Origin of the sequence: Arsenicicoccus sp. UBA6765, from assembly GCF_002453335.1 — a bacterium.
Classification (GTDB): domain Bacteria; phylum Actinomycetota; class Actinomycetes; order Actinomycetales; family Dermatophilaceae; genus Arsenicicoccus; species Arsenicicoccus bolidensis.
In genome coordinates this window covers 1-26,914 of the sequence record NZ_DKGR01000009.1, presented here as the reverse complement: position 1 = coordinate 26,914, position 26,914 = coordinate 1, and the positions used below count along the sequence as shown (strand labels likewise).

Sequence of the window (26,914 nt, the reverse complement as noted above, 5' to 3'; positions counted from 1 at the left end):
CACACTCAGGTCGGAAGAGCCACTTAACATGACGACAAGCGCCACAGGCGATGACTTCGCCATAAGGGAACGTAGATCTGCCGACGAGACCGAACTCGGATGCAGTAGGGCCGGCCAGTGATGGAGGGCTACAAGAAAGAGCGCAGGCAGTGCGAGGAGACCGGTAACGACAGTCGCCCGCAAGTGTCTGAAACCAGCTAGGAGGGCGCGCAATAATTCAGACACAGTGAGTACCTCTACTTCGACCAAGCGTGAGCAAGGGCATTGTGCAGGATGAGTGTCCCCTGCAAACTTAGGCTAGTGTCGTCGCGTCGATGATAAAAGACCAGGTACCTCTTGCCGCCGGTACCAAATTGGTTCCCCAGGGCCCCCGCAAAGAACAACATTCGAAGAAATTCTTCACACTTTTCCTGTAGGCCGGGACTGCTCCTCCTCAGTGCATTATAGTAGTCAGTTCTCGAGAAGGTTCTGCCTGGCAAGACCTTGAGTGCGTGTAACGCGGCGCTCACCTCCTCGGCGCCTCCGCGGTAGCCGGCAAATTCGCCCTTCACCGCATCCACAAAGTACTTGGTTGAGTACTGGAGCACACCCTCGCGGATGACGTCCGGACTAAGCGGCCCGGACGGGGCCCCAGCCTGGACGTGCGCAAGGCGAATATACTCCATGAGCTGAAGCAAGTCTCTTGGGGTGTGGCGGGTAAGGTTGAGCAGATATTGAAGGCGGTCGATGGACCTTCCTCGAGGTTGGCGAATTTCGCGCGGGAAATACTCTAAGATTCGCACACTCTGTGCGTCGGGAAAGGCTAGACGCGCTTTCGAGTTTATTAGATTCCACAGAGGGCCGCGCTCGCCAGCTTGGCCGCTCAGAACCCGCCAGTCGAGATCTAGGGCAAAATCCCGCATCTTATGGGCGTCCGGATACAACAGTGACACCCTCGAAAAAATATCGTTACGCAAAAGTGGGACGATCGATCCTGTTGAGCCCGCCGCAGATAAATGATTATTGATATCAGTCGAGGCCTCAGTCAGCCCCGCGAGAGAGTCGTCATATCTGCTGTCGTTGAGAAACACCGAGTCAAGACCATCAAGCAAAAGAATGTGGCGGTTTACAGACTCAGCCGCCGTTGCCCATTCAAGCATGTAGGGGATAAGTGTGAATATCCCGATTTCTTTGTGAGATTCCTTCTTAAAGGCCCCGCCTAGGTCTGCGGCGGGAATCGACATCCGCACATCCTGCATTTGCATCAACCGTTGGCCAGCGGCGGTTGAGACAAACCCTGCTTGCCGAATCGCCTTCATTGCACCTTTAGCGGCAGTGATGCCTCTAAAGGAGGTTAGTTTATCCTCGAGAACAACGTCGAGATAGTTTGCCAGAAGAATGAATGTCCAAGCTGTGCGCGTTCTCTGGACCCCGCTAGACTGCCCTGTCTCTAGTTTGGGGATCTCATCCAGGGGGAGATTCTCAGCTGTCTTTACTTTCGCGAATCTGCGACTTTCTGGGCCACTGGTTTCTTCCAGGTATAGAGCTAACGCCGATTTTCCTGTTCCCTTCGGGCCGAGAATGAGGGTTAAGTCGCCTGCGTGAACCTTCTCAACGGCCCCCTCCAGGTCAACGAACGACCGGAGGAAGTGGTCTCTACTTGCCCTGACCTCATAACGTGGATCGCTTTTTCCGAAGTACAGCTTTTCAAATGGCGGCTTTGGTGCACTCATAGCCCCTCCAAGGGTGACGAGTCGATCCAACTGTTGCAGCCTAACGCCGGAAGACGCTTACACGCCGCAACTTGCAGCGACACTCCGAGGCCGGTCGAGGCGCGGACGCTTGGCGCCGGCCCAGACCAAGCACCGGCTCAGGGTGCCCAACAGTGATGACAGCAGGTCGGACCCATTGGGGGCCAACCTGTTGGTCCATATCCTGAGGTGTCGCGTGGTGGCCATCCAGGATAACGACATCAATGTCGTTAGGAGGGCGCCTGGGCGCCTGATGTGAGCATGCAACAGAGCCGGTGGGAGTGGTCACCCATTAGGCTGGTGAACTCTCAACACTGGGTGGTTCAGGCTCCCGTTACCTTCTTCGTGCCCTCGATGATGGGGGTGCTGGTCGCTAGGTCCGGTATGACTCTCTGCCCCGCGTCCATGATCCGGGGGGTGTTGTCGCCCCGGGCCTGGTGGCGTCGGTCTTGACCGCTCATAGGGACACGGCCCCCCTTCGGTGAGGTCTCTCGTAACGTGGCTGCCGGCTGCTGACGCCCGACCGTGGCCAGCGGATTATGAGTCCGCCGGCCAACGAGGAGGACAGGATGCACGGGCTACCCGAGCGCACTTACACGGTCTACCTGGGGCTGGACGTCGGCAAGGAACACCACCACGCCCCCCCCAAGACCACGGACTTGTACAAAAACAGCGCCCCGTGGAGTGGTGGGGTTTGGGGTGACGGCGCGGCGTCCTGAGTGAAGGGGGCCACCGGCGAGATTCTCGATGTGTACCGCCTAGTACTCGTCGAGAAGGAGTCTCACCGATGGCCCTGTCTGATTCTGCCGTGTCCGAGCTGTTCGAGGTGTTCCGCACCGGTGAGGGCACCGACTTCATCCGAGAATGCGTCCGTGTCGCGATGCAGGAGCTGATCGAGACCGAGGCGTCGGCCGCGGTCGGCGCCGGCCGCTACGAACGCGCCGAGACCAGGAGGACCGAGCGCAACGGGTCCCGGCCGCGGTTGTTGACCACGCATGCCGGGGACGTGCAGCTGGCGATCCCGAAGCTGCGCGCCGGGAGCTTCTTCCCGTCCATCCTGGAGCCGCGGCGGCGAGTGGACCAGGCGCTGTACGCGGTGGTGATGGAGGCCTACGTCCACGGCGTCTCGACCCGCTCGGTCGATGACCTGGTGGTCGCCCTGGGCGGGTCGGGGATCTCCAAGAGTGAGGTCTCGCGGATCTGTGCCGGGCTGGACGAGACGGTCGGGGCGTTCCGCACCCGCCGTCTCGATCACGTGGAGTTCCCGTACGTGTACCTGGACGCGACCTACCTGCACGTGCGCACCGAGCAGGCGATGGTCGTCTCCAAAGCGGTGGTCGTGGCCACCGGCGTCACCAGCGAGGGACGCCGGGAGATCCTGGGCCTGGACGTCGGCGACAGCGAGGACGAGGTGTTCTGGAGGGCGTTCCTGACCGGGCTGAAGAAACGGGGCCTGGCCGGGGTCAAGCTCGTCATCTCCGACCAGCACGCCGGCCTGACCGCCGCCATCGCCCGTGCCCTGCAGGGCAGCAGCCACCAGCGCTGCCGGGTGCACTTCATCCGCAACGTCCTCGCACACGTGGCCAAGGGTGAGCGGGAGATGGTCGCCGCGGTCTTCCGCACCATCTTCGCCCAACCCAGCCTCACCCCGATGGCCGCGCAGTGGGACAAGGTCTGCGACGACCTCGCCGCCCGCTACCCCAAGATCGGGCCCCTGATGGACGCCGCCAAGACCGAGGTCCTCGCGTTCGCGGCGTTCCCGCGCGAGCACTGGCGCAAGATCTGGTCCACCAACCCCCTGGAGCGGCTGAACAAGGAGATCAAACGCCGCTCCCGCGTTGTGGGGATCTTCCCCAACGAAGCCGCCGTCATCCGCCTCATCGGAGCCGTCCTGGCCGACACCCACGACGAGTGGGCCACCGACGAACGCCGCTACCTCTCCGAAGAATCCATAGTCAAGATCGGCACCATCGACAACACTGAAACCGTCGCCCTCACCGAGGGAGACCGGTAGGCATCGATGACCTCAAAGCCCACCACTCCGCGGGACTCCAACTGTACAAAGAGTTGATAGGTGCACCAGGCCGCTCTCTGCCCGACCGACGTGAGCCTTCGTGGCCCGATCCCGATCACCAACGACGAGTCACGAGAGTGCGGCGGTTTACTCGCCCCTGCTGCCACATCGTCGGCCAAGCCAGCGAACCATCCCTGGGTAGCGCCTCGCCCTACCAGCCTCCACCTGCGAACGAATGAGTACGGTGCCTCTCGCGGTCTTGGGCCCGGATCGATGACCGATGCCGGGATCGGTGGACTCCCGATGGCCTGCTGAACGCTGTACTGCACCGTCTAATACAGAACGCCCGGCCCTGGTGACCCAGAGCCGGGCGTTTCCTGACTAAGACTTCGCTACTTCTGACCAGTAGCCGTGGTGTCCGAGGGGGGACTTGAACCCCCACGTCCGATAAAGGACACTAGCACCTCAAGCTAGCGCGTCTGCCATTCCGCCACCCGGACAGGTGGTGCTGCGCCTAGTGGGAACCACCGGGGCAACGACGTGAAACTCTAGCAGACGCAGCACCGATCACCGAATCGCGAGGCGCGGTCGGTCAGCGGCTGCGACGGCCTGCCGACGAGCCGGCCGAGAAGGCCGCGGCGCCGCCGGTGCGGGCCGGACGGGCACCGCCGCGGGAGCCCCCGCCGGACGCGCCCTGGCGGGGCTGACCGGCGGACTGCTGGCGCTGCTGGCCGCCCTGGCGGGCGCCGGAGCCACTGCCCTGCGACGCACCAGCACCCGAGCCCTGACGGCGACCCTGCGACTGGCCGGAGCGGCTGCCGCCACCCTGACGAGCGCCACCCCCGGAGCGACCGCCAGCACCAGCACGGCCGCCACGACGGCCCTGGCCTTGCTGGGCGTCCGGGGAGACGACCGTGGCGTCGGTGGGGGCGGTATACGTCCGCTCCCCCGGCACGAGACGGCGCAGGAGCGCGTGGTCCGGCCCGACGCGCGTGGTGGTCGGCTTGATGCCGGCCGCGCGGGTCAGGTCGCGGACGTCCTTGACCTGCTCGTCGAGCATCATCGTGACGACGGTGCCGGCAGCGCCGGCGCGCGCGGTGCGGCCCGAGCGGTGCAGATAGGCCTTGTGCTCGACCGGCGGGTCGGCGTGGATGACCAGCGCGACGTCGTCGACGTGGATGCCGCGGGCCGCGATGTCGGTGGCGACGAGCGTCTGGACCGTGCCGGAGTGGAACGCGTCGAGGTTGCGGGTGCGCGCGCCCTGCCCGAGGTTGCCGTGCAGCTCGACGGCGGGGACGCCGGAGCGGTTGAGCTGCTTGGTGAGCTTCTTGGCGCCGTACTTGGTGCGGGTGAACACGACCGTGCGGCCCGGGCCCGCGGTCAGGTCGACCAGCACCGGCAGGCGGTCGTCGGTGTGGACGTGCAGGACGTGGTGGTCCATGGCCGACACGGGCGACTGCGCGGAGTCGGCGTGGTGGGTGACCGGGTCGTGCAGGTAGCGCTTGGCCAGCACGTCGACCCCCGCGTCCAGCGTCGCGGAGAACAGCATGCGCTGGCCGCGCTCGGGCGTGCGGTCGAGCAGGCGCTTGACGGTGGGCAGGAAGCCCAGGTCGGCCATGTGGTCGGCCTCGTCGAGGATCGTGATCTCGATCCCGCCCAGGTCGCACAGACCCTGCTGCACGAGGTCCTGCAGCCGGCCGGGGCAGGCGATGAGGATGTCGACGCCACGCTTGAGCGCCGACACCTGCGGGCCCTGGCCCACGCCGCCGAAGACGGTCAGCGTGCGCTGGCCCTCGGCCGCGACGAGCGGCGCGGCGGCCGCCTCGATCTGGGTGGCGAGCTCACGGGTCGGCGCCAGGATCAGCGCGCGGGGGCGGCTCGGGGTGCGGCGGCTGCCCGACGACGCGAGACGCGTCACGAGCGGCAGCAGGAACGCGTAGGTCTTGCCGGAGCCGGTGCGGCCCCGACCGAGGACGTCGCGGCCGGCGAGCGAGTCCGGCAGGGTGACGGCCTGGATGGGCGTCGGCTCGGTGATGCCCTTGCCCTCCAGGACAGAGGACAGGGACGTGGGCACGCCGAGGCGCGCAAAAGCATTGTTGCTCAAAAGATCTCCGTATGACGGCGAGCGTCTCGCCGGGCACGAGCGACGCGATGACGCATCGACGTGTGCACCTGGCGCGCCGGCACGAGCCGACGAGCGTGACCGGGGTGAGGACACCGGTCGTGACACCTGCAGCCCGAGGCAAGACAGGGCGGACCGCTGCCCTCACCCTACGCCATCGACGGCGAGGTTCTGGTCAGCCGCGCTGGGAGAGGCTCAGAGACGCTCAATGACGTTCAGCGACGCACGTGGCGATAGACGCCCGAGGCGGCCACCGCACCCACCGTGAGCGTCGTCGCGAGGCAGCCGATCGGCAGCGGCAGGCAGCAGCCACCGACGGAGACGGAGGTGCCGTTGCGGGTGCGCGTGCTCCAGTGCGGGAAGGGGAACAGCCGTGGGCCGGACCGGCCGGACTCCTGCGCCTCGTACTGGCCGGGCTGACCGCCATACTGCCCCTGCTGTCCACCGAACTGTCCACCGAGCTGACCACCCTGCTGGCCGTAGGCGTCGGTCGGGTTGCCGTAGGCGTCCGTCGGGCGGTTGGCGTAGGCGTCACCGGGGCGCGGGTCGTAGGCGTCGCCGGGCCGGGGGTCGTAGGGACCGGAACCGGGCTGCGGGGGGTAGGTCATGGCAGGTCGGATACCCCGACCGCCCGGGGCCTCAACCCTCGGGCTCCGACCAGCGCGGGCGCGCGGGCGTGAGGAAGCAGACACGATCCTCCGGTCGACAACCCCCGGGGGCGGGTCTTGGATTGACCCATGAGCGACGTCAACGAACCCGTGCAGCAGATGACCGAGGAGCAGTGCTGGGAGCGGCTGGGGTCCACCACCTTCGGCCGACTCGCCACCGCCGCCGTCGGGGACGTGCAGATCACCCCCATCAACTACGTCGTCCACGACGGACGCCTCGTGTTCCGCACCGCCGAGGGCAGCAAGCTGGCCTCCCTGGTCGTGGCCTCGCGCGTCGCCATCGAGATCGACGACGTCACCACGCAGACCGCGTGGAGCGTCATCGGCAAGGGCGACGCGCACGTGGTGCACAACATGGACGAGGCGGACCGCCTCGAGGAGCTCGGCCTGCACCCGTGGGTGGACACGCGCAAGGAGGTCTTCGTCCTCGTGGAGCTCGACGAGGTCTCCGGGCGCGTCTTCGCCCTCGCCCGCTGACCCCGCCCGACGTCGACGGGCGCCGCCCGTTACCCTCGTCCCTGTGGAGACCAGCGTCTATGTCGCGTCCGCCGAGGGCCACAGCGGTAAGTCCGCCGTGGCCCTCGGGCTGCTCGAGTCCCTGACCCGGCGCTATGCCCGGGTCGCGGTCTATCGACCCGTGACCGAGGGGGTGCCCGAGGACGACACGGTCCTCGCGACCGTCCTGTCGCGCAGCTCGGTGCCGTTGTCGCCGGCCGAGGCGGTGGGCGTGTCGTACGACGACGTCCACCAGGACCCGGACGGCGCGCTGTCCCGGATCGTCGAGCGCTACCACGAGATCCAGCACGGCGCCGACATCGTCCTCGTGCTCGGCTCCGACTTCACCGACGTCACCAGCCCGACAGAGTTCTCCTACAACGCCCGGATCGCCGCCAACCTCGCGGCCCCGGTCCTGCTCGTCGTCGGCGCGCACGGCCGCGAGACCGAGGACGTCGCCACCGTCGTCGAGATGGCCCTCACCGAGCTGCGCACCAACTCCGCCACTCCCCTGGCCGTCGTCGTCAACCGCGCCGACGCCGCTGCGGAGGACCTCCGGGCGGCGGTCCAGGGCGTGACGGCGGGCTCCGCGGGAGGCGCCGGCCTGCCGACATACGTCATCCCGGCCTCGACCGTGCTGTCCGCCCCGACGGTCCGCGACCTGCTCAAGGCCACCGACGCCGAGCTGATCTCCGGGGACGAGTCGCTGCTCGACCGCGAGGCGCTCGCCTTCGTGACCGCGGCGATGACCATGCCCAACGTGCTCGACCGGCTGCTCGACGAGTCCCTCGTGCTGACCCCCGGCGACCGGGCCGACGTGCTGCTGAGCGTGCTGCTCGCGCACCAGTCGAGCACCTTCCCGAGCATCGCCGGCGTCATGCTCAACGGCGGCTTCGAGCTGCCCCCGCAGGTGCGCCGGCTGATCGACGGCCTCGGCTCGAGCCTGCCGATCATGACCACGCAGGGCGGCACCCACGACACCGTCATGGCGCTGAGCGGGGTCCGCGGCCGGATGACGCCCGCCTCGACCCGCAAGGTCGCCACCGCCGTCGAGCTGTTCGCCGAGCACGTCGACACCGACGCGCTGCTCGGCCACCTGCGCGAGCCGCACCCCTCGATCGTCACGCCGCTGATGTTCGAGCACCGCCTCCTCGAGCAGGCCCGCGCCGCCGACCGCCACATCGTGCTGCCGGAGGGCCAGGACGACCGGATCCTGCGCGCCACCGAGATCCTGCTCAGCCGCAAGACGGTGCGCATCACGCTGCTGGGCGTCGCCGACGAGCTGCAGGCCCGGGCGCGCGAGATCGGCGTCGACCTGACCGGCGCCCAGATCATCGACCCCCAGGACCCTGACCACGTCGAGCGGTTCGCGGCGCGCTATGCCGAGCTGCGGGCGCACAAGGGCATGACCGTCGAGCGGGCCCGCGAGGTCGTGATCGACCCGTCCTACTTCGGCACGATGATGGTGCTGATGGGCGAGGCCGACGGCATGGTGTCCGGCGCGGTCAACACCACGGCCCACACGATCCGGCCGGCGCTCGAGGTCGTCAAGACCAATCCCGGTGTCTCCGTGGTCAGCTCGAGCTTCCTCATGTGCCTCAAGGACCACGTGACGGTGTATGGCGACTGCGCCGTCAACCCCGACCCCGACGCCGAGCAGCTCGCCGACATCGCCATCTCCTCGGCGCAGACCGCCACGGCGTTCGGGATCGAGCCGCGCGTGGCGATGCTGTCCTACTCCACCGGCACGTCCGGGTCCGGCGCCGACGTCGACAAGGTCCGCGCGGCGACCGAGATCGTGCGCCGCCGCGCGCCGGAGCTGCTCGTCGAGGGACCGATCCAGTTCGACGCCGCCGTGGACCCCGCGGTCGGGTCGAGCAAGGCGCCCGGCTCCGCCGTCGCCGGGCAGGCGACCGTGCTGATCTTCCCCGACCTCAACACCGGCAACAACACCTACAAGGCCGTCCAGCGGACCGCCGGCGCCGTGGCGATCGGCCCGGTGCTGCAGGGCCTGCGCAAGCCGGTCAACGACCTGTCCCGCGGCGCCACCCTGCGCGACATCGTCAACACGGTGGCGATCACCGCCATCCAGTCCACCCTGCCCGCGCCGGCCGCCCAGTCGGTCGACGCCCCTTGACAGCCCGCCCAGCCCGCCCAGACCGCCCCGCCAGCCAGAGAGTCACACCCATGCCTTCGGTCCTCGTCCTCAACGCCGGGTCGTCCTCGCTGAAGTACCAGCTCGTCCAGGTCGGCACGCGTGACGTGCTCGCCGTCGGGCTGGTCGAGGCGATCGGGCTGCCCAGCGCCAAGATCACCCACACCGGCGGCGGCGACAAGGTCGCCAAGGCCATCGACTGCCCCGACCACAAGGCCGCCATCGCCGCCGTGGTCGAGATGTTCGACCGCGTCGGGCCGAGGCTCGCCGACGCCGAGCTCGTGGCGGTCGGCCACCGCGTCGTCCACGGCGGCGAGAAGTTCAGTGACGCCGTCCTCGTCACCGACGAGCTGCTGGACACGCTCGACGAGCTGACGCCGCTCGCGCCGCTGCACAACCCCGCCAACCTCGTCGGGCTGCGCGCCGCCCTCGAGCTGTTCCCCGACCTGCCGCAGGTGGGGGTGTTCGACACCGCGTTCCACCAGACGATGCCGGACTACGCCTACACCTACGCCGTGCCGCACGAGTGGCGCGAGAAGCACGGCGTGCGCCGCTACGGCTTCCACGGCACCTCGCACCTCTACGTCTCGCAGGAGGCCGCGCGGATGCTCGGCAAGGACCCGAGCGAGGTCAGCGTCATCGTCCTGCACCTCGGCAACGGCGCCTCCGTCACCGCCGTCAAGGGCGGCGTCAGCATCGACACGTCGATGGGCCTCACCCCGCTCGAGGGCCTGGTCATGGGCACCCGCAGCGGCGACATCGACCCCGCGATCCCGATGCACATGGTCCGCGCCGCCGGCCTGACCATGGAGGAGGTCGACCACGCGCTCTACAAGGAGTCGGGGCTCAAGGGCCTGACCGGGCACAGCGACAGCCGCGACGTCGAGGACCTGCGCGCCTCCGGCGACGACCGCGCCCGCCTCGCGCAGGAGGTGTCGACCTACCGGCTCAAGAAGTACATCGGCGCCTACGCCGCCGCCATGGGGTCGCTCGACGCCATCGCCTTCACCGGCGGCATCGGTGAGAACTCCGTCGTCGTGCGGCGCATGGCGACCGAGGGCCTCGGCATCCTCGGCATCGAGGTCGACCCCGAGCTCAACGCCGGCCGCTCCAAGCACGCGCACGACATCGCCACCGCGGACTCCCGGGTGCGCGTCTTCGTCATACCGACCGACGAGGAGGGCGAGATCGCCCGCCAGACCTATGCGGTCGCCAAGGACGCCGGGCGCGTATGACGGCCGCCCGCCGATGATCTCTCCCACCGCGATCCCGCGGGTGACGGCGACGCGCTACGTCCTGCCGCTGCGTGAGGGAGGCTCGCTGCCGGGCCTCGTGGAGGCGTCCGACGACGGCACGTACGTCATGAAGCTGACCGGCGCCGGCCAGGGGCCGCGCGTGCTCGTGGCCGAGGTCATCGTCGCCGGGCTGGCGCGGGCGCTGGAGATCCCGACGCCCGAGCTCGTCGTGCTGGACCTGCAGGAGCCGATCGCGCGGTTCGAGCCCGACGAGGAGGTGCAGGACGTCCTGTCCGCCAGCCTCGGGCCCAACCTCGGGGTCGACTACCTGCCCGGCGCGTTCGGGTATGACGGGTCCCAGCCGCCGGATGCGGCTCTGGCCGGGCGGATCCTGTGGCTGGACGCGCTCACCGCCAACGTCGACCGCACGTGGAGCAACCCCAACCTGCTGCGCTGGCACGGCCAGACGTGGGCGATCGACCACGGGGCGGCGCTGTACTTCCACCACTCGTGGCCGTCCCGCGGCGTCGACCCCGCCCGGTTCGCCGCGCAGCCCTACGACGCCGAGCGGCACATCCTGCGCGGCCCGGCGGGTGACGTGTCGGCGCTCGACGGTGCGTGCGCTGCGGTGCTGACGCCGGACGTGGTGCGGGCAGCCGTCGAGGCGGTGCCCGCCGAGTGGCTACACCCCGTCGAGGGCCTCGCCGGCCTGGACTCCCCGTCGGCCGTGCGTGCGGCATACGTCGACTGCCTGCTCGCCCGGCTGGCCGACCGCTCGGCCTGGCTGCCCGGCCCGCCCGCCGGACCGCCGAGCGAAGGACCGGAGGACCTGGCCCGGTCCCAGGAGGCCCGCCGGCGGTGGACCCGATGAGCGAGCCGGCCCGGCGCCTCGTCCCGACCGCCGACGCCGAGCGCTCCCCCTGGTTCGCCTACCAGTACCTCGTGCTGCGCGCCGTCCCCCGCGTCGAGCGCGAGGAGTTCGTCAACGTCGGGGTCGTGCTCTACAGCCAGGACGCGGGCTTCCTGGACGCGGCCGTGCACGTCGACGCGTCGCGGCTGCGGGCCCTCTGCGCGGACATCGACCTCGACGCGCTGGGCGACGGGCTCGAGACCGTTCGGGCCGTATGCCGTGGCGAGGCCGTCGCGGGGCTGGACGCAGCGGCCCGGCCCTGGCGCAGGTTCGGCTGGCTGGAGGCGCCCCGCAGCACGGTGATCCAGCCGTCACGCCCCCACGGCGGGCTCACCCGCGACCCCGCGGCCGAGCTGACCACCCTGCTCGACCGCCTCGTCCGCTAGCCGCGAGCACTGCGCTGGGCCCTGCCAGCGCTCGCGCCGTGGCCAACGGGTGGGTTCCACCACCGTCATCGGTGGCCTTCTCCACCCGTTGCCGCGAGCGCTGCCCGCGAGGTGGGCCGCGTGGTTAACGGGTGGATTCCGCCACTGTCATCGGTGGCCTTCTCCACCCGTTGCCGCGAGCGCTGCCCGCGAGGTGGGCCGCGCGCCTAACGGGTGGATTCCGCCACCGTCATCGGTGGTCTTCTCCACCCGTTACCGCGAAGGCATCGAGGTCGAAGCCCTGGCTGACCGGGTCTCCATCCCGCCCATCTCCAGAGGACGCGTTGCGTGTGCCGCCTCGTCCGGCTGCGGGTCCTCCGACCAGGATCACGTCGCGGCGGGGTGCGCCCGCTGACCCCTGCGCCGTGCGGAGAAGTCTCGAACCATCATGGCCGCGGCCGCCGCCAAAAGGGTCCCCGCGACGACATACTGCGCCGGCCCGAAGGGGCCGCCCGTCTCGTCGATCGAGACGTTGAACGACGCAAGGTGCCACGGACCAATGAGGAGTGCGCTCAAGGCGACAGCCGACATCACGTGCTCTGTGGGTGTCGCTGTGTCCTGGGCAAAGTCGGGCGCCATCAGCGCGGTCACCCACGCGAAACCCATCAAGGGCCAGACCAGGTCGGCAATCGCACCCAGACCGTCATTCAGGTTGTAGACGGTGGAGGAGGGGTACTGCACCGCGAGGTCCCAGACGAACAGACACCCGAGGGCGGGAACCAGCCCGACGATCGCTGTCCACCATCGGCCTCGGCTCAGCCCGAGGAGGAGGAAGCCGACCGCCATGGCGAGGTAGGCCGAGGGGTGGGAGTCGACCAGGAAGATGACACCGGCGACGCCGAACGAGGCTGCACATGCCAGCGAGATGGCGCGGCGGGTTCGGCTCATGCCGTCAGTGTCCCGAGCCCGGGCACGGATGGCAAAGCTCAGTCCGCAGGCCGACCCCGCCGGCCTCGCCACCGTCCGACGTCACGATCCGGGGCGCCAGACGCCCCGGATGTAGCAGAAGAGTCACCATGGATCGATGGAGACGGTTGGACTACGTGAGCTGAGGCAGGACGCCTCCGGGCTTGTGCGGCGCGTCGAGCGAGGCGAGGAGATCGTCATCACCGTCTCTGGCAGGCCCAGCGCCAGACTCGTGCCAGCCCAGGAGACCCGCTGGCGCCGGTGGGAGGACGTCGCGGACCTGTTCGCTGGACCGGGCGACCCGGACTGGAACGCAGACAGAGAGCTGCTCGACGACACCATGCGAGACCCGTGGGGCGACCAGTGAACGGTCGACCCCAGACGAAAGAACGGGGCCTGCTCGACACGAGTGTGGTGATTGCGAGCGACGGCGACTACATGCCAGGCGTCCTGGCCATCAGCGCTGCCACCTTGGCAGAGCTGCACTTCGGAGTGCTCGTGGCGAGCTCTGCGCAGGTGCGCGCCGAGCGACTCAGGCGCTTGAGCCTCCTCCAACGTCGGTTCGACGCCTTACCCCTCGACGAGGCGGCCGCGGCCAGCTACGGACGACTCGCCGCCGCCGTCGTCGTCGAAGCCGGTCGCCAGCCTCGCCGACGCACCATGGATCTGCTCATCGCGGCGACAGCCCACGCCCACGATGCCGTCCTCTACACCCGCAACCCGGACGACTTCGCCGGCCTAGAAGGACTGATCGACGTTCGTGTGGTGTGACGAACCGCGGCACGCGCGGGTGCAGGACAAGCAGCGGTGTGCGCACACTGCGCTGTCCGACGGAGCACGCAGGCGCTCGTCCCTTCGCACCCGTGGCACAGTCGTCTCATGAGTGCGGCAGACCACACTCCTCGGGAGCCGAGGCTGGCAACCCCTCGGCGGGTGCTGCGGCCGTGGCGACCGAGCGAGTCGCCGGTCCTCCGCGAGCTGTGGAGCGAGCGAGACCCGCGGGTGCCGCCCCACCGGCGGATCGGTGACGATGGGAGCCCTACGGTCGAGCAGCTGGCCCAGTCGATTCTCTCCCATCCACCCACGTCGCTCGGGCTCATCGCCGTCGAGCTCGCGGAGAACGGGGAGGTCATCGGCTACTGCGGGTTGGCGGACGGCGCACGTCCTGGCCCAGGTGAGACAGAGCTGGCCTTTGAGCTGCTGCGCCGCCATTGGGACCGGGGCTATGCCACCGAGGCGTCGCATGCGGTCCTCGGCTGGGCCAGATCGTCGGGACATCGACGCCTTTGGGCGACGGTTTGGGACTGGAACAGCGCCTCCCGGCGAGTTCTGGCCAAGCTGGGATTCGCCGAGACCGGGGAGCGTGAGCTGGACGCGTCCGGTGGAACCTCGCTGCTCCTCGTTCGACAGCTCTGAACACACCGCGTATGTCGCAGACGGGTCCTCGCTGACCGGTGAACAGCGCTCCAGGCCGTCACAGGTCCATGAGCAGGGCAAGGGTCTCGCGGATCTCACCCAGGGACACCGGGCCGACGTTCCCCGTGCGTGCATGGATGCGACTCGTGGCCACCGACCGCACGTGCTGACACTGCGCTGCAGACGGCTCAGCGAGCTGGTTGTGCTCGTCTGGGTCGAGGCGGACCTCGCTGCGGTTCTGGCGCAGGGTTCGGGTCAACGGCACGACCTGGATGACGTTGGGGCCGCCGCCCAAGATTCGAGCGGCCGTGACGACGACGGCTGGCCGGCGCAGGCCGGCCTCGCTGCCCGTGGGCATGCCCAGGTCGAGTTCGACAACGTCACCCGGCGTCAGCATTGAGCCAAGCGACTTCGTCGTCCGACAGCCTCCCCGCCAGGTCGCGTGCTACCGCGTCCTGGTCCAGGGCGCGGATTGCTCTCATCACCGTCTCGTCGACAGTCTCGTGACGCTGAGCCGCCAAGCGGGTCACGCGCGCGTGAGTGGTTCTGCTGACGCGGATCGTCGTTGTTTCGGCCATGGGATGACCGTATGCGCTGTAGACGGTCTCGTCTACAGCGCGGTCGTGGACTCGGCACGCAGGAGTGTGTCGACGTCGCACGGGTCTGGGAAGAAAAGTCGGCGAGCCATCACAATTGGAGCGCTGTAGGGCGTCCGTGGCCACCCAGGCGTGCGCACCCACGGGAGACGCCCCCTGGTCGGACCGACGTCCGTGCGAGGGGCTGTCATGAACTCTGGTCGCTACCAGGGCTCGACGGTGAGGCTGGGCCACCGAGCGGCATACTCGCACGCTTTGGCGTCATAGACCTGCTTGGGCGCGAGGCGACGGTGCGGGCGGAGGTGCATGCCGAGGACATCGTCGAGGCCGAACGGTGCATAAAGCCGTAGCCCGGACTCGTCCCTGGTGACGCCGACGCAGCAGGCCGTTGAGGCGAAGGCCCGGATGGCGTCGGTGGCGCTGCTGAAGGGAGGGCAGGGCTTCCCGAACTTCTCTTCGTACCAGAGGTGCACGCGTGCCTGGTTCCGGACCTCGAGCGGTGCTGGGACGTCCGCCATGAGCTCATCGGCGGCGCGGATGACGACGTCCTCGGCCTCCCAGCTCAGGTCGGAGTCGTCGTGGTAGAAGACGTCGTAGTCCTTGATGCCGTACCCGGCGGGCTTGCCCTCGACGGAGTTCCAGACGTTCTGAAAGACCGCACCCGCCGTCAGCCACCATTCCGTCAGGCCCAATGATGGGAGGCGGTCCAGGACCGCGGCACACACAGGGTCGGCGAGCACCGCCGCCAGCACGATCTCATCGTGCACGTCCGAGGAGTGGCCCACCGCGTCAGCGTCTCACAGGGTCGGCCTCGCGCTTGGTCGTCTGGTCATCGGGCGCGAGACTGGGGCCCATGGGCACCTGGCTTGCATGGGGGGGGGCTGCTCGAGGACGTCAAGCGAGCGGCGGAGGCCGACGACCGCTCGGTCTCGGCGTGGATCCGCCGAGCCGTCGAGCACGAGCTGTCCCGCTCCGCCTAGAACCTCTGACGTCCGACGCGCGGCAAGAGCGGATGACGTCGGGTCTGCTAGGTGGCCTATCTGGCCAGACCGAGGAACGCCATCAGGGCCCGTTTGACCTCTACGAGGCCTTCGGGAGTCAGCCGACCCACACGAGTACCGACGTTCTCGCGGCGAACGGTAGTGATCTTGTCGATCATGACGTGGCTCTCGTGCTGCAGGCCGGTGAGGTCGTCCGCGACGACGCGAACGCGTAGCAGAGGAGCATCGACCAAGGTCGTCGTCAGCGGCATGACCGTCACCGAGGCGGTACCGGCGAACAGGTCGTCCTGCACGATCAGCGCAGGCCTGGGCTTGGACGCGTACACGCCCCCAGCCACGGTCCACAGCTCGCCGCGTCTCACTCCTCGTCCCAGGACGCGCTGATCGCCTCGACGAACGGCTGGTCATCGGCCAGCTCGTCCGAGCCTGCGACGATCCCTGCCTGACGGTGCGCCTCCTGCGCAAATCGCTCGCTGCGCACGTCAGGGACCCAGATCTGCACCGGCCGAAGGCCGCGTGCACGCATCCTGCGCCGGTACTCACTGACTCGATGCTTCACCGTCATGCCCACCACGTTACATGTAACAAGCGTTCAGGACCGATAGGTGAAGCGCGCTGCCATCGGCATGAGCGGACGTTCCGAGCCCGACCCACGCTCCGACCCTGACGCCAGACCACCGGAATGGCTCGACGACCAACGTCCGTGAGGAAGTCGTCGAGCGTCTTCGCCATGTCGATCACGTTCCCGTCAGTGCTCGTTGGGCTCACGAGCTTGTCCAACAGACACACGGCGGGGTCGTGCTCCACAACCAGGACGCGGGCTTCGTCGACGGTGCGCGTCGACGCGCTGGGCGACGGGTTCGGGACACTGCGGGCCGTATGCCGTGGCGGGGCCGCCGCGGGGGCGAGCTGACCACCCTGCTGGACCGCCAGCCTCGAACCAACAGACAGGGATCGAGGTGGTGCCGGGTCAGCGCTGAGCCCGCGCCGTGTCGAGCACGACCGAGGTGGAGCCGACCTCGGTGCACGTGAAGGTGATGTCACCCTGGACGAAGTCCTCCCCCTGCGCGCACACGTTGTCTCCTTCGCCGACCTGGATCGTGGCGGTGCCGCCCTGGGTGGCCTCGGCCAGCCTGATCTTCTCCCGCACCCTCCTGAATCGGCCCTGCGAGTTCAGCGAGCGCGGCAGGTCGTGGAACTCGGTGCCTGAGATCTCGAGGCGGCAACTGCCGCTGCTGTCGCACCGACTGCTCCACGAGCCCGTCTCGCACGCTGAGAGCAAAAGCGTCGCGGCGACGGTGCCAAGAGCGGTGGCGAGGTGACGACGAGACCTGGTCATGGGCACGACAGCAGTATAAGGGTGAGGCTAGAGGGTCACGGGTCGACCGTCTCGCCGACCGGCGCGCCGCCGCAGCGTTGTCGTGCACCGCGAACGCGGACATCGTTCTGCAGCTCAGGCAGGTCCCGCGGGTCTGTCGACTCCCAGGTGGTCAGTCGGAGTCGGTCAGTGGTGAGCACCGTGGTCCGCACACCCCACAACCTGGCCTGGCTCACCCGGCGAGGTGTCCCCAGCGTCCGGCGAGGTCGGACCAGGGACCGACCTCGGCGACGCGGCCGTCCACGACCACGACGACGACGTCCGCCTGCGCGAGCGCCGCGCGCTTGGAGCTGGCACCGACGACGGTCATCGACCGGGCGCGCAGGGCCTGCCACAGCTCGATCTCGGTGCGCGCGTCCAGCGCCGAGGAGACGTCGTCGGCGAGCAGCAGCTCGGCGTCGGCGGCGACCGCTCGGGCCAGGGCCAGGCGCTGGACCTGACCGCCGGACAGGCGGACCCCGCGGTGGCCGACGAGCGAGTGGGCCCCGCCGGCCTGCTCGACGTCCGGTCCGAGCCGCGCCACCCCGATGGGGCTCTCGAAGGCACGGTCGAAGCCGAGGCGGACGTTCTCGTCGAAGGTCCCCGACAGCACTCGGGGCACCTGTCCGACATACGCGACCTGACCCGGCCGCAGGAAGACCTCGGGGTCGGTGATCTCCTCGCCGTTCCACCGCAGGGAGCCGCGGTGGTCGGCCAGCCCGGCGACGGCGCGCAGCAGGCTCGACTTACCGGAGCCGACCTGCCCGACCAGCAGCACGAGCTCGCCCCGGTCGATGTCGAGGTCCACGTCCTCGACGCCCACCGTGCCGTCCTCGTGCACGGCGGACAGCCCGCGCATCGACAGGCGCCGCAGCGGCACGCGGGGGGTGGAGGCCGGCTCCGGGGCGGTGCCGGCGACCAGGTCGACGTCCGTCGGCAGGGCGACGAGGTCTGCGCCCCCCGCCATCCGGCTCGTCGCCACCTGCCAGGCGCGCGTGCCCGGGGCCTCGGTGACCACGGCGCCGGCGACCCGGCCGAACCAGTCGAACCCGTTGACCGCGCTGACGACCAGCAGCGCGGTGGCCAGGCCCCACCGGCCCGTCAGGACCCCGCCCCACGCCGCGACGGCGCCGGCCTGGACCATGACGGTGGGCACGCCGTCCAGGAAGGCCTGGACCCGGTGCTCGCGCACCGCGGCTGCCACCCGTCCTGCGTCGACGTGGCGCAGGTGGCGGCGCACCTCCGGCATACGGCCGGCGAGCTTGACCGTGCGGGCCGACTCGAGCACGGACACGAGGACCCGGCCGAAGCGGGCCCGGGTGGCCGAGGCCTGGGCCGCGGACCGCCCGGCGACGGGGCGACCCACCGCGGAAGCGGTCGCGGACGCGGCCATGACGACGAGCAGGACGAGGCCCGCCATCCAGGTCCCGGCGGCGATCGCGGTGACCAGGCAGATCAGCAGGCCGTTGACGAAGTCGACCCACCGGTCGGCGTAGCGCGCGTAGCGGTCGGAGTCCATGGCCCGGGCCACCACCTCGCCGGCGGGGACGCGCTCGAGGCGGCGCTGCCCGGTTTGGCCGACGAGCACGGACATGCGTACCCGGAGCAGGACCTCGATCCACCAGCGGGGATAGCGCACGACCGCCGAGGCGAGGGCCACCGGGCCCAGGAGCGTGACGGCCACGACGAGGCCCAGCCACCACCACGGGGAGGCGCCACCCTGGAGGGCCTGCACGGTGTGGCCCCAGGCATAGCCCGTGATGGCGCCCAGCGCGCCACCGAGCGACTGCGCGAGAAAGAGCGACGCGGCGAACAACCCCCACGTCGGTCGCACCGCGAGCACGTTGAGAATGCCTCGGGCCAGGGACGGTCCGTTGCCCGGGTCACGGGGGTTCGGGGGCTCGCCGCGCCGGCGGACGGTGCCCAGAGCGGTGACGGCGGTGCTGCCCTCGGGGGCGCCCGGGGTCGTCTCGCCCTCGGGCCGAGGGGCCGGGCGCACGTCCGTCTCCCGCGCCGCCTCCAGGAGGGTGAGGAAGGGGCCGGGCTCGGCGGCGAGCCGGGCCCGCTCCCCCGCCTGCACGACCCGGCCGTCCGCGAGGACGGCGACGAGGTCGGCGCGGGCGATCGTCGACAGCCGGTGCGCGATGAGGATGCCGGTGCGGCCGTGGAGCAACCGCTCGGACGCGGCCACGACGCGGGCCTCGGTGAGGGGGTCCATGCGGGCGGTCGCCTCGTCCAGCACGACGACCTGCACGTCCCGCATCAGCAGCCGGGCGAAGGCGAGCAGCTGCTCCTCCCCCGCGGACAGGACCGTGCCGCCGGGGCCGAGCAGGGTGTCGATGCCGTCGTCGAGACCGGCGACCCAGTCACCGAGCCCCAGCTCGGCCACGACCTCCTCGATCCGGTCGCGGGGCGCGTCGGTGAACAGCGAGATGTTCTGCGCGAGGGTGCCGGCCAGGATCTCGGTGCGCTGCGTGACGACACCCACGGTGCGACGGAGCTCCTGCAGGTCGAGGTCCAGGACGTCGACCCCGCCGAGGAAGACCTCGCCCGGACGCGGGTCGACCGCGCGCGAGACCAGCGAGGCGAGCGTCGACTTGCCCGACCCCGTGCGTCCGACGAGCGCCAGGGTCTGCCCCGCGGGCAGCGTGAGGTCGACGTCGCGCAGCGCGAACGCGCCCTCGGCGTACGCGAAGGTCGCGTGGCGGAACTCCAGGGTCACCGGGCCTGGGGGCAGCTCCTCGCCGCCGTCCGGCTCCGGCTCGACGGCCATCATCTGGCGCAGGCGCAGGATGGCGCCGAGCCCCGCCTGCAGGTCGGGCAGCTGGTCGGCGACGCGACCGATGTAGCCGACGAACGTCGCGGTGATGAGGAAGAGCGTGACGAGCTGGGGGACGGACAGCCGGTCGGTCGTGGCGAGCATGACCCCGACGGCGGCGACGGCGGCGAGCAGGGCGTGGAGGATCACCCCGGTGCGCAGGGTCACCGCGCGCTCGAGGGTCAGCACCTCGTGGAAGCGCCGGTGCACCTCGGCGGACAGAGCGGCAAGACGGCGTATGGCGAACGCCTGGCCGAGGCTCGTCCGCAGGTCGTCCTGCGCGGCGATGCCCTCCTCGAGGGCTGCGGCATGGTCGGTCCACGCGGCCTCCTCCACCACCTTGCGCCGGGCGATCTCGTCCAGGAGGCCGCGCACGGACAGGATGGCGGCCGCCGCGAAGACCGGAAACAGGAGCACCGACGGCCACCAGGTGAAGCCGGCGACGACGAGCATCGGGACGATCGAGACGATGGCGCGCAGCATCATCCAGACCTGGATCCGCACGAGGGAGCCGACCTCTCGGGTGTCGTCGTCGACGCGGTCGAGGATCTCCCCCACAGGCTGCTCCGACAGCGTCGGGAGCGGCTGGCTCAGCGCGGCGTCGAGCAGGTCGTCCCGCAGCCGCCCCTCGGCCCGGTCGGACACGGCGGCCCACAGCCAGCGGCCGAGGGTGTCGACGGCGGCTCCCCCGATGACGCAGGCGGCGAGCACCCACAGGAGGGTCCACGAGACCTGGTCGGCGAGCCGCCCCGCCACCACGGTGCCGAGCGCCGTGCCGACGGCTCCGGTGGTGAGCGCCAGGAGTGCCGCACCGGCCGTGGGGCTCCGGAGGCGGTGCCAGGTCACGGTGCGGTGATCAGCGGGGCGAGCACGGCGGCCGGACACAGTCACGGCGGTCGAGCCTACGCGAGCGAGGAGCCCGACCACCACGGACTTTCGGTGCCCCACGCTGGGTGCGCTCGGAGGGCTCGGCATAGGGTCGGAGCATGAGCTCCCTCGACCGACCCATGGCCCCGGACCCCTACGAGCTGCTCCCCCAGGTGGCGTCGTTCACCGTCACCAGCGAGTCCTTCGACGACGGCGCGGACCTGCCCGACGCCCAGCTCTTCGACTCCTGGGGGATGACCGGCGACAACCGGTCCCCCCAGCTGAGCTGGACCGGTGCTCCCGCCGAGACCCGCGGGTATGCCGTCACCTGCTTCGACCCGGACGCCCCCACGCCGAGCGGCTTCTGGCACTGGCTGCTCGTCGGCCTGCCCGCCGACTGCACCTCGCTGCCCGAGGGCGCGGGCGCCGAGCGCGGCAAGCACCTGCCCAAGGGCGCGTTCATGATGGCCAACGACTACGGCCTCAAGGCGTTCGGCGGTGCCGCCCCGCCCGCCGGCGACCGCCCGCACCGCTACATGTTCGCCGTGCACGCCCTCGACACCGACGACCTCGGCCTCGACGACACCGCGAGCGGCGCGGCGACCGGCTTCACGCTGGGCTCGCACACGCTGGCGCGCGCCGTGATCACGGGGATGTGCGAGGTGCCGGGCGACGACGCCTGAGCCCGCCTGAGCCCGGCGCCTGAGCCCCGGGTCCGGAGTCCGGAGTCAGGGCCCGGGGCTGCGCCCGTGGCGGGCCGCTCGTGCGGGCAGTCCTCGCAGTAGACTCGGACGAGTGCGCTTTCTCAACGGCCTGGAGCCGAGCTTCGACCTGACCTACGACGACGTCTTCATGGTCCCATCCCGGTCGTCCGTCACCTCCCGCCTCGACGTCGACCTGTCCACCGACGACGGCAGCGGCACGACGATCCCCCTCGTGGTGGCCAACATGACCGCCATCGCGGGGCGTCGCATGGCCGAGACGGTGGCCCGTCGAGGCGGGCTGGTCGTCATACCCCAGGACATCCCGACCGACATCGTCGCCGAGGTCATCGCGGACGTGAAGTCGCGCCACCTGGTCTATGACACCCCCATCTCGGTCAAGCCGCACCACACCTGCGGCTACGCGCTCGGCCTGCTCCCCAAGCGCGCGCACGGCGCCGCGATCGTGCAGGTCGACGACCGGCCCGTGGGCATCGTCACCGAGAACGACCTCGTCGGCGTCGACCGCTTCACCCAGCTGTCCGAGGTGATGAGCACCGAGCTGCTCACCGTCCCGGTGGACACCTCGCCGCGCGACGCCTTCGCCCTGCTGCACGACCACCACCGCAAGCTCGCCCCTGTCGTGGACGCCGACGGCCGCCTCGTCGGGCTGGTCACGCGTCAGGGCGCGCTGCGCGCCTCGCTCTACGCCCCCGCCACCGACGACCAGGGCCGGCTGCGGATCGCCACGGCCGTCGGCATCAACGGCGACGTCGCCGCCAAGGCCGCCGCTCTCGTCGAGGCCGGCTCCGACCTGCTCGTGGTCGACACGGCCCACGGGCACCAGGACAAGATGATCGAGGCGCTGCGCGCGGTGCGCTCGACCGGCATCGACGTGCCGATCGTCGCCGGCAACATCGTCTCCGCCGACGGCGTCCGCGACCTCGTCGAGGCCGGGGCCGACATCATCAAGGTCGGCGTCGGCCCGGGCGCCATGTGCACCACCCGCATGCAGACGGGCGTCGGCCGCCCGCAGTTCAGCGCCGTCCTCGAGTGCGCCGCCGCGGCCCGCGAGCTCGGCAAGCACGTCTGGGCCGACGGCGGCGTCCGTCACCCCCGCGACGTGGCTCTCGCGCTGGCCGCCGGGGCGTCCAACGTCATGATCGGCTCGTGGTTCGCCGGCACGCTCGAGTCGCCCGGCGACCTGCAGCGCGGCAGCGACGGCCGGGCCTACAAGGAGTCCTTCGGGATGGCGTCCAAGCGCGCCGTCGCCAACCGCACAGCCGCGGAGTCGAGCTACGACCGCGCGCGCAAGGCGCTGTTCGAGGAGGGCATCTCCGCCGCGCGCATGTACGTCGACCCGGCTCGCCCCTCCGTCGAGGACCTGATCGACGAGATCGTCTCCGGGGTGCGCTCCTCGTGCACGTATGCCGGCGCCCGCTCCCTCACGGAGTTCCACGACCGCGCGGTGGTGGGGATCCAGAGCTCGTCCGGCTACGCCGAGGGACGGCCGCTGCACCAGTCCTGGTGACCCCTGCGCGGTGAGCGTGCTGTGTCAGCCGCCGAGGGCGTCCGCCGTGGTCGTGACGCTGCCGCGGACGCCTGGCAGGACGGTGTTGTCGGCGTGCAGGTTGAGCATGCTGATCGTCTGCTCGGGCGCGTACTCCGCGCCCCACTGGCGCAGGTCGCCCGTGGTGTGGGCGTCCGCGACGAGGGTCATGGGGTAGCCGCGGTAGAGCCCGCCGTAGAAGGTGCTGCGGATGCAGGCGTCCGTCTGGGCGCCGCACAGGACGACCTCCTGCGCCCCGACCTGCCGGAGCTGGTCCTCGAGGTCGGTGTCGGCGAAGGCGTCGCCGTAGCGCTTGTCGACCACGGGCTCCTCGCCCGGGTCGAGCTCGCTCACGATCTGCCACCCGTCCGAGCCGAGGACCAGCTCCTGGTCGGCGTTGTGCCGCACCCAGATGACGGGGACCGAGCGCTCACGCGCCCGGTCGACCAGGGTGCGGACGTTGCCGATGACGGCGTCGCTGTTGATGGACTCGGCCATGACGTCACGCTGGACGTCGACGACGAGCAGGGCTGCTGTGGTGTCTGTCATGGCTCGACGCTAGCGACCGTTGCGGACGGAATCAGTCCTGAGACCGTCCCGTCGGCAACGAGCAGCAGACGTCCAGCACCTGGCCGTACCCCGGGAGGCGGCGGCCCGTCATACGACCGTCAGTGCATGACCGGGGTGGGGCCACCGGCGGAGTCACGGGGGTCGTGGGTGAGGCCGAGCTTGGCCTCCATCTCCTCGAGCGGCACACCCTTGGTCTCGGGCATGACCTTGAGGACCCAGAACAGCTGACCGACCATGAACACCAGGAAGATCGCGAAGGCCACGCCGCCACCGAGGGCGCCGATGATGGGCGGGAAGAAGGTCGAGGTCAGCCACGCGAACACCCAGTGGGTCAGCGAGCCGAGCGACTGGCCGCGGCCGCGGATGCGGTTGGGGAAGATCTCGGAGATGAAGACCCAGATGACCGCGCCCTGGCCGAACGCGTGCGCCGCGATGAAGACCAGGAGGCCGATCAGCACCAGGATGCTCGAGGTGGAGTCGAAGGCCCCGCCCTTGCCCTTCTCGTAGTAGAACATCAGGCCGGACAGGAAGCCGAGGCTGATCAGGTAGCCCACGGAGCCGATCAGCATGAGGCGCTTGCGGCCGATCTTGTCGATCACGGTGAGGGCGGTCATGGTGGCGACGAGGTTCATGAAGCCGACGGCCACCGACATCAGGAAGGCCGCGTCCGTGGAGGCGCCGGCCTTCTTCATGACCTCGGGGGCGTAGTAGAGGATCGCGTTGATGCCGGACATCTGGTTGAACATCGCGATGGTGAACGCGAGCAGGATGACCTTGCGGTGCTCCTTGACGAAGAACGGCACGGAGGGCGCGTTGGCCGCGGACGCGAGCGATGAGTTGATCTCCTGGATCTGGAGGTCGGCCTCCTCGCGCGTCTGGGTGAGCCGGCCGATGACCTCGCGGCCCTCCTCGTCGCGGCCGTTGGCCATGAGCCAGCGCGGCGTCTCGGGGACGGCCGTCAGCATGATCAGGAAGATCACGGCGGGGACGGCCATGACGCCGAACATCCAGCGCCAGTCGGTGGCCTCGTCGTTGATGATGATGCGGATGAGGTAGTTGGACAGGTAGGCGAGCAGGATGCCCAGCACGATGTTGAACTGCACCAGCCCGACGAGGCGACCGCGGACCTTGGCCGGGGCGATCTCAGCGGTGTAGATCGGGGCGCACACCGAGGCCGCGCCGACGCCGATGCCCCCGAGGAAGCGGAAGATCGACAGGATCAGGATGTTGGGGGCGAAGGCGGTGCCGAGGGCGCCCAGGACGTAGAGGATGCCGATGACGAACAGGACCTTCTTGCGGCCGAACTTGTCCGCGGGCTGACCCGCCGTCAGCGCTCCGAGGATCGTGCCGAGGAGGGCGACGCCCACGGCCCAGCCCAGCGCCGAGTCCGACAGGGAGAACTGGGCCTTGAGGGCCTCGGTGGTGCCGGAGATGACTGCGGTGTCGAATCCGAAGATCAGACCACCGAGCGATGCGACGAGAGCGCTGCGCAGGACAAGTGGCTTCATGGCGCATGATCCTGCCCCCACCGACCCCGCATCGCGCGCCGAAAAATGGTGCAGGGGCGCGGTTTCGACGATCGTGACCCGAGCGATACCTACCGGGCCGTCAATCGGGCGGTCGCCCGGCTGGTCAGACCCCTACCCGCAGCGCCCACATGGCCACCGCCGAGGCCGCCGCGACGTTGAGCGAGTCCACTCCCCCGGCCATCGGGATGCGCACCACCGAGTCCGCCGACGCGACGGTCCGCGCGGACAGGCCGTCGCCCTCGGTGCCCATCACGACCGCGAGCCGCTCCGGCGGCGCGGCGGCCAGCTCGTCCAGGGACACCGAGTCGTCGCTCAGCGCCATCGCGGCGACGTGGAAACCGTTGTCCCGCAGCAGGTCCACGCCGGCAGGCCAGGGGTCGATGCGGGTCCACGGGACCTGGAAGACCGTGCCCATCGACACCCGGATCGAACGTCGATAGAGGGGATCGGCGCACCGCGGCGTCACCAGGACGGCGTCGACCCCGAGCGCCGCGGCCGAGCGGAAGATCGCGCCGACGTTGGTGTGGTCGACGATGTCCTCCAGGACGACCACGCGCCGCGCAGCCTCCAGCACCGAGCCCACCGTCGGCAGCTCGGGGCGCTGCATGGACGCCAGCGCACCACGGTGCAGGTGGAAGCCCGTGAGGTCCTCGATGATGGGGTGGGTGCCGACATACACCGGGATGTCGCAGGACTCGGCCCAGGTGACGAGGTCGGCGAGGTCGGTGAGCCAGCGCTCGGCCATCAGGAAGGACCGCGGCCGGTGCCCGGCGGCCAGCGCGCGGCGGATGACCTTGTCGCTCTCGGCGATGTAGAGCCCGCGCTCCGGCTCGGTCCGGCGCCGCAGCGCGACGTCGGTCAGCCCCACGTAGTCGAGCAGTCGGGGGTCGGCGGGGTCGGTGATCGCGATGGGCACCGAGCAAGCCTAGTCAGGGAAAGACGACGAGCTTGACGATCGCGGCGACGCCCACGACGACGATCACCGCGCGCAGCGCCGCGGCCGAGATGCGGGTCCCGATCCGGGCGCCGAGCCAGCCGCCACCGAGGGCACCGAGGGCGATGAGCGCTGCCACGTCCCAGCGCATCTGGTCGCGGGCGACGACGATGAAGACGATCGCCGCCATGAGGTTGGTCAGGTTGGACAGGACGACCTTGACGGCGTTGACCTGCTGCAGCGGGTGCGGCAGGAGCAGGCTCAGCAGCGAGATGAGGATGATCCCTTGCGCGGCACCGAAGTAGCCGCCGTAGACGCTCGTCGCCCCCACGGCCGCCACCGCCAGCCGCATCCGCTGCGGGCTGACCACGTCCTGGTGCACGGCCTTGGTCCAGCGGTTGATGCGCGGCCCCAGCACCACGAGGACCAGCGCCAGCGCGATGAGCACGGGCACGATCACCCGGAACGCCTCGGCCGGCAGCACCAGCAGCAGGACGGCCCCGGTCACGGCGCCGACGCACGCGGCGGGCAGGAAGCGCCGCAGCAGGTCACCGAGGCCGGACAGCAGCGAGCGGAAGCCCGGGATGCTCGTGATGGCGGCGGCGCACAGCCCGAGGCTGTTGGAGATGTTGGCCGAGACCGGCGGGATCCCGAGCAGCAGCAGCGTCGGAAAGGTGATCAGCGTGCCTGACCCGACGACGGTGTTGATGGTCCCAGCGCCGAGACCGGCGAGGACGATGACCAGGGCTTCCCACAGCGACACCCGGCCACCATAGGTGGTGACCGGGTGTCCGTGCCCCGACGGGGCACATGCTGATCAGGCCGTATGCCGTGCGCCCGCCGTCAGCGCTGCTCGCTGCCAGGCGGCGGCGGGGTCGGGCCGGCGGGCGGCTCGACGTGGGGCGCGGCCGGCGGC

The 26,914-nt window shown here is 70.0% G+C and carries 26 protein-coding genes and 1 tRNA gene; 11 read left to right on the top strand and 16 right to left on the bottom strand.

Annotated elements, in window-relative coordinates; all coding sequences use genetic code 11:
- Nucleotides 1–236: 236 nt before the first annotated feature.
- Nucleotides 237–1,742, bottom strand: coding sequence for a P-loop ATPase, Sll1717 family (locus tag B4K29_RS01895; protein ID WP_286966288.1), 1,506 nt, complete (start codon nucleotides 1,740–1,742; stop codon nucleotides 237–239).
- 775 nt (nucleotides 1,743–2,517) lie between these two features.
- On the opposite strand from B4K29_RS01895, the gene B4K29_RS01890 reads away from it, so the two are divergent.
- Nucleotides 2,518–3,744 carry an IS256 family transposase gene (locus B4K29_RS01890; RefSeq protein ID WP_286966287.1) on the top strand — a complete coding sequence of 409 codons (1,227 nt, stop codon included), beginning with the start codon at nucleotides 2,518–2,520 and terminating at the stop codon, nucleotides 3,742–3,744.
- Between the two features lie 412 nt (nucleotides 3,745–4,156).
- Here the strand turns inward: B4K29_RS01890 and B4K29_RS01885 are convergent.
- From B4K29_RS01885 to B4K29_RS01875, 3 genes are all read right to left on the bottom strand, one after another.
- Nucleotides 4,157–4,244: transfer RNA gene (locus tag B4K29_RS01885), tRNA-Leu, on the bottom strand.
- A gap of 92 nt (nucleotides 4,245–4,336) precedes the next feature.
- A complete protein-coding gene (locus tag B4K29_RS01880; protein ID WP_286966286.1) occupies nucleotides 4,337–5,848 on the bottom strand; it encodes a DEAD/DEAH box helicase in 1,512 nt (503 codons plus the stop codon).
- Nucleotides 5,849–6,081: 233 nt separating this feature from the next.
- Nucleotides 6,082–6,474, bottom strand: coding sequence for a hypothetical protein (locus tag B4K29_RS01875; RefSeq protein WP_286966285.1), 393 nt, complete (start codon nucleotides 6,472–6,474; stop codon nucleotides 6,082–6,084).
- 129 nt (nucleotides 6,475–6,603) lie between these two features.
- Between B4K29_RS01875 and B4K29_RS01870 the strand changes: the two genes are divergently transcribed.
- The 5 genes from B4K29_RS01870 to B4K29_RS01850 are packed head-to-tail and all read left to right on the top strand — an operon-like array spanning nucleotide 6,604 to nucleotide 11,715.
- On the top strand, nucleotides 6,604–7,011 hold the full coding sequence (locus tag B4K29_RS01870) for a pyridoxamine 5'-phosphate oxidase family protein (protein WP_029212615.1): 408 nt from the start codon (nucleotides 6,604–6,606) through the stop codon (nucleotides 7,009–7,011).
- A gap of 43 nt (nucleotides 7,012–7,054) precedes the next feature.
- Nucleotides 7,055–9,166: a phosphate acetyltransferase gene (pta, locus tag B4K29_RS01865; RefSeq protein ID WP_286966284.1), complete on the top strand. Its 2,112-nt coding sequence runs from the start codon at nucleotides 7,055–7,057 to the stop codon at nucleotides 9,164–9,166.
- A gap of 50 nt (nucleotides 9,167–9,216) precedes the next feature.
- The gene (locus tag B4K29_RS01860; RefSeq protein WP_286966282.1) at nucleotides 9,217–10,419 is read left to right on the top strand and encodes an acetate/propionate family kinase; all 1,203 of its coding nucleotides are present in this window, start codon (nucleotides 9,217–9,219) and stop codon (nucleotides 10,417–10,419) included.
- 13 nt (nucleotides 10,420–10,432) lie between these two features.
- Nucleotides 10,433–11,290 carry a HipA family kinase gene (locus tag B4K29_RS01855; protein WP_286966280.1) on the top strand — a complete coding sequence of 286 codons (858 nt, stop codon included), beginning with the start codon at nucleotides 10,433–10,435 and terminating at the stop codon, nucleotides 11,288–11,290.
- Nucleotides 11,287–11,715, top strand: a complete 429-nt coding sequence (locus B4K29_RS01850; protein WP_286955592.1) for a DUF3037 domain-containing protein — start codon at nucleotides 11,287–11,289, stop codon at nucleotides 11,713–11,715. The genes B4K29_RS01855 and B4K29_RS01850 overlap by 4 nt, the downstream gene beginning before the upstream one ends.
- 366 nt (nucleotides 11,716–12,081) lie before the next feature.
- Here B4K29_RS01850 and B4K29_RS01845 read toward each other — a convergent pair whose 3' ends face one another.
- On the bottom strand, nucleotides 12,082–12,642 hold the full coding sequence (locus B4K29_RS01845) for a hypothetical protein (protein ID WP_286966279.1): 561 nt from the start codon (nucleotides 12,640–12,642) through the stop codon (nucleotides 12,082–12,084).
- Between the two features lie 136 nt (nucleotides 12,643–12,778).
- Between B4K29_RS01845 and B4K29_RS01840 the strand changes: the two genes are divergently transcribed.
- From B4K29_RS01840 to B4K29_RS01830, 3 genes are all read left to right on the top strand, one after another.
- Nucleotides 12,779–13,027 carry a type II toxin-antitoxin system Phd/YefM family antitoxin gene (locus B4K29_RS01840; protein ID WP_239265989.1) on the top strand — a complete coding sequence of 83 codons (249 nt, stop codon included), beginning with the start codon at nucleotides 12,779–12,781 and terminating at the stop codon, nucleotides 13,025–13,027.
- On the top strand, nucleotides 13,024–13,431 hold the full coding sequence (locus tag B4K29_RS01835; RefSeq protein ID WP_286966277.1) for a type II toxin-antitoxin system VapC family toxin: 408 nt from the start codon (nucleotides 13,024–13,026) through the stop codon (nucleotides 13,429–13,431). Before B4K29_RS01840 ends, B4K29_RS01835 begins: the two co-directional genes overlap by 4 nt.
- Before the next feature lie 108 nt (nucleotides 13,432–13,539).
- Nucleotides 13,540–14,076: a GNAT family N-acetyltransferase gene (locus tag B4K29_RS01830; protein WP_286966276.1), complete on the top strand. Its 537-nt coding sequence runs from the start codon at nucleotides 13,540–13,542 to the stop codon at nucleotides 14,074–14,076.
- A 58-nt stretch (nucleotides 14,077–14,134) separates the two neighbouring features.
- Here B4K29_RS01830 and B4K29_RS01825 read toward each other — a convergent pair whose 3' ends face one another.
- The 7 genes from B4K29_RS01825 to B4K29_RS01795 form a co-directional block, all read right to left on the bottom strand.
- Nucleotides 14,135–14,473, bottom strand: coding sequence for a type II toxin-antitoxin system PemK/MazF family toxin (locus tag B4K29_RS01825; protein WP_286955587.1), 339 nt, complete (start codon nucleotides 14,471–14,473; stop codon nucleotides 14,135–14,137).
- A complete protein-coding gene (locus tag B4K29_RS01820) occupies nucleotides 14,457–14,654 on the bottom strand; it encodes a hypothetical protein (protein ID WP_286966275.1) in 198 nt (65 codons plus the stop codon). Before B4K29_RS01820 ends, B4K29_RS01825 begins: the two co-directional genes overlap by 17 nt.
- Before the next feature lie 221 nt (nucleotides 14,655–14,875).
- A complete protein-coding gene (locus B4K29_RS01815; protein WP_286958704.1) occupies nucleotides 14,876–15,439 on the bottom strand; it encodes a nucleotidyltransferase family protein in 564 nt (187 codons plus the stop codon).
- Nucleotides 15,440–15,708: 269 nt separating this feature from the next.
- Nucleotides 15,709–16,035: a type II toxin-antitoxin system PemK/MazF family toxin gene (locus B4K29_RS01810; RefSeq protein ID WP_286958707.1), complete on the bottom strand. Its 327-nt coding sequence runs from the start codon at nucleotides 16,033–16,035 to the stop codon at nucleotides 15,709–15,711.
- Nucleotides 16,032–16,238 carry an antitoxin MazE-like protein gene (locus tag B4K29_RS01805; protein WP_029210098.1) on the bottom strand — a complete coding sequence of 69 codons (207 nt, stop codon included), beginning with the start codon at nucleotides 16,236–16,238 and terminating at the stop codon, nucleotides 16,032–16,034. Before B4K29_RS01805 ends, B4K29_RS01810 begins: the two co-directional genes overlap by 4 nt.
- Nucleotides 16,239–16,643: 405 nt before the next feature.
- Complete coding sequence (locus B4K29_RS01800; RefSeq protein WP_286955585.1) at nucleotides 16,644–16,823, bottom strand: hypothetical protein; 180 nt, start codon at nucleotides 16,821–16,823, stop codon at nucleotides 16,644–16,646.
- Between the two features lie 400 nt (nucleotides 16,824–17,223).
- Entirely contained in the window at nucleotides 17,224–20,694 is a 3,471-nt protein-coding gene (locus tag B4K29_RS01795) for an ATP-binding cassette domain-containing protein (RefSeq protein ID WP_286966274.1), read from the bottom strand.
- A gap of 140 nt (nucleotides 20,695–20,834) precedes the next feature.
- On the opposite strand from B4K29_RS01795, the gene B4K29_RS01790 reads away from it, so the two are divergent.
- Complete coding sequence (locus tag B4K29_RS01790; RefSeq protein WP_239266004.1) at nucleotides 20,835–21,398, top strand: YbhB/YbcL family Raf kinase inhibitor-like protein; 564 nt, start codon at nucleotides 20,835–20,837, stop codon at nucleotides 21,396–21,398.
- Nucleotides 21,399–21,510: 112 nt separating this feature from the next.
- Nucleotides 21,511–22,947 (top strand): GuaB1 family IMP dehydrogenase-related protein, encoded by a 1,437-nt coding sequence (locus tag B4K29_RS01785; RefSeq protein WP_286966273.1) that lies wholly within the window; start codon nucleotides 21,511–21,513, stop codon nucleotides 22,945–22,947.
- A gap of 24 nt (nucleotides 22,948–22,971) precedes the next feature.
- Here B4K29_RS01785 and B4K29_RS01780 read toward each other — a convergent pair whose 3' ends face one another.
- From B4K29_RS01780 to B4K29_RS01765, 4 genes are all read right to left on the bottom strand, one after another.
- Nucleotides 22,972–23,514, bottom strand: a complete 543-nt coding sequence (locus B4K29_RS01780; RefSeq protein WP_286966272.1) for an isochorismatase family protein — start codon at nucleotides 23,512–23,514, stop codon at nucleotides 22,972–22,974.
- Nucleotides 23,515–23,633: 119 nt separating this feature from the next.
- Nucleotides 23,634–25,043, bottom strand: coding sequence for a sugar porter family MFS transporter (locus B4K29_RS01775; RefSeq protein ID WP_286958711.1), 1,410 nt, complete (start codon nucleotides 25,041–25,043; stop codon nucleotides 23,634–23,636).
- A gap of 124 nt (nucleotides 25,044–25,167) precedes the next feature.
- Nucleotides 25,168–25,980, bottom strand: coding sequence for a TrmH family RNA methyltransferase (locus B4K29_RS01770; RefSeq protein ID WP_019284846.1), 813 nt, complete (start codon nucleotides 25,978–25,980; stop codon nucleotides 25,168–25,170).
- 13 nt (nucleotides 25,981–25,993) lie between these two features.
- Nucleotides 25,994–26,761, bottom strand: coding sequence for a sulfite exporter TauE/SafE family protein (locus B4K29_RS01765; RefSeq protein WP_286966271.1), 768 nt, complete (start codon nucleotides 26,759–26,761; stop codon nucleotides 25,994–25,996).
- Between the last annotated feature and the right edge of the window lie 153 nt (nucleotides 26,762–26,914).

Coding starts and splice junctions, on each gene's coding strand:
- B4K29_RS01890 (WP_286966287.1), top strand. CDS start 2,518: ATGGCCCTGTCTGATTCTGCCGTGTCCGAGCTGTTCGAGGTGTTCCGC.
- B4K29_RS01875 (WP_286966285.1), bottom strand. CDS start 6,474: ATGACCTACCCCCCGCAGCCCGGTTCCGGTCCCTACGACCCCCGGCCC.
- B4K29_RS01870 (WP_029212615.1), top strand. CDS start 6,604: ATGAGCGACGTCAACGAACCCGTGCAGCAGATGACCGAGGAGCAGTGC.
- B4K29_RS01860 (WP_286966282.1), top strand. CDS start 9,217: ATGCCTTCGGTCCTCGTCCTCAACGCCGGGTCGTCCTCGCTGAAGTAC.
- B4K29_RS01855 (WP_286966280.1), top strand. CDS start 10,433: ATGATCTCTCCCACCGCGATCCCGCGGGTGACGGCGACGCGCTACGTC.
- B4K29_RS01850 (WP_286955592.1), top strand. CDS start 11,287: ATGAGCGAGCCGGCCCGGCGCCTCGTCCCGACCGCCGACGCCGAGCGC.
- B4K29_RS01845 (WP_286966279.1), bottom strand. CDS start 12,642: ATGAGCCGAACCCGCCGCGCCATCTCGCTGGCATGTGCAGCCTCGTTC.
- B4K29_RS01840 (WP_239265989.1), top strand. CDS start 12,779: ATGGAGACGGTTGGACTACGTGAGCTGAGGCAGGACGCCTCCGGGCTT.
- B4K29_RS01830 (WP_286966276.1), top strand. CDS start 13,540: ATGAGTGCGGCAGACCACACTCCTCGGGAGCCGAGGCTGGCAACCCCT.
- B4K29_RS01825 (WP_286955587.1), bottom strand. CDS start 14,473: ATGCTGACGCCGGGTGACGTTGTCGAACTCGACCTGGGCATGCCCACG.
- B4K29_RS01820 (WP_286966275.1), bottom strand. CDS start 14,654: ATGGCCGAAACAACGACGATCCGCGTCAGCAGAACCACTCACGCGCGC.
- B4K29_RS01805 (WP_029210098.1), bottom strand. CDS start 16,238: ATGACGGTGAAGCATCGAGTCAGTGAGTACCGGCGCAGGATGCGTGCA.
- B4K29_RS01790 (WP_239266004.1), top strand. CDS start 20,835: ATGAGCTCCCTCGACCGACCCATGGCCCCGGACCCCTACGAGCTGCTC.
- B4K29_RS01780 (WP_286966272.1), bottom strand. CDS start 23,514: ATGACAGACACCACAGCAGCCCTGCTCGTCGTCGACGTCCAGCGTGAC.
- B4K29_RS01775 (WP_286958711.1), bottom strand. CDS start 25,043: ATGAAGCCACTTGTCCTGCGCAGCGCTCTCGTCGCATCGCTCGGTGGT.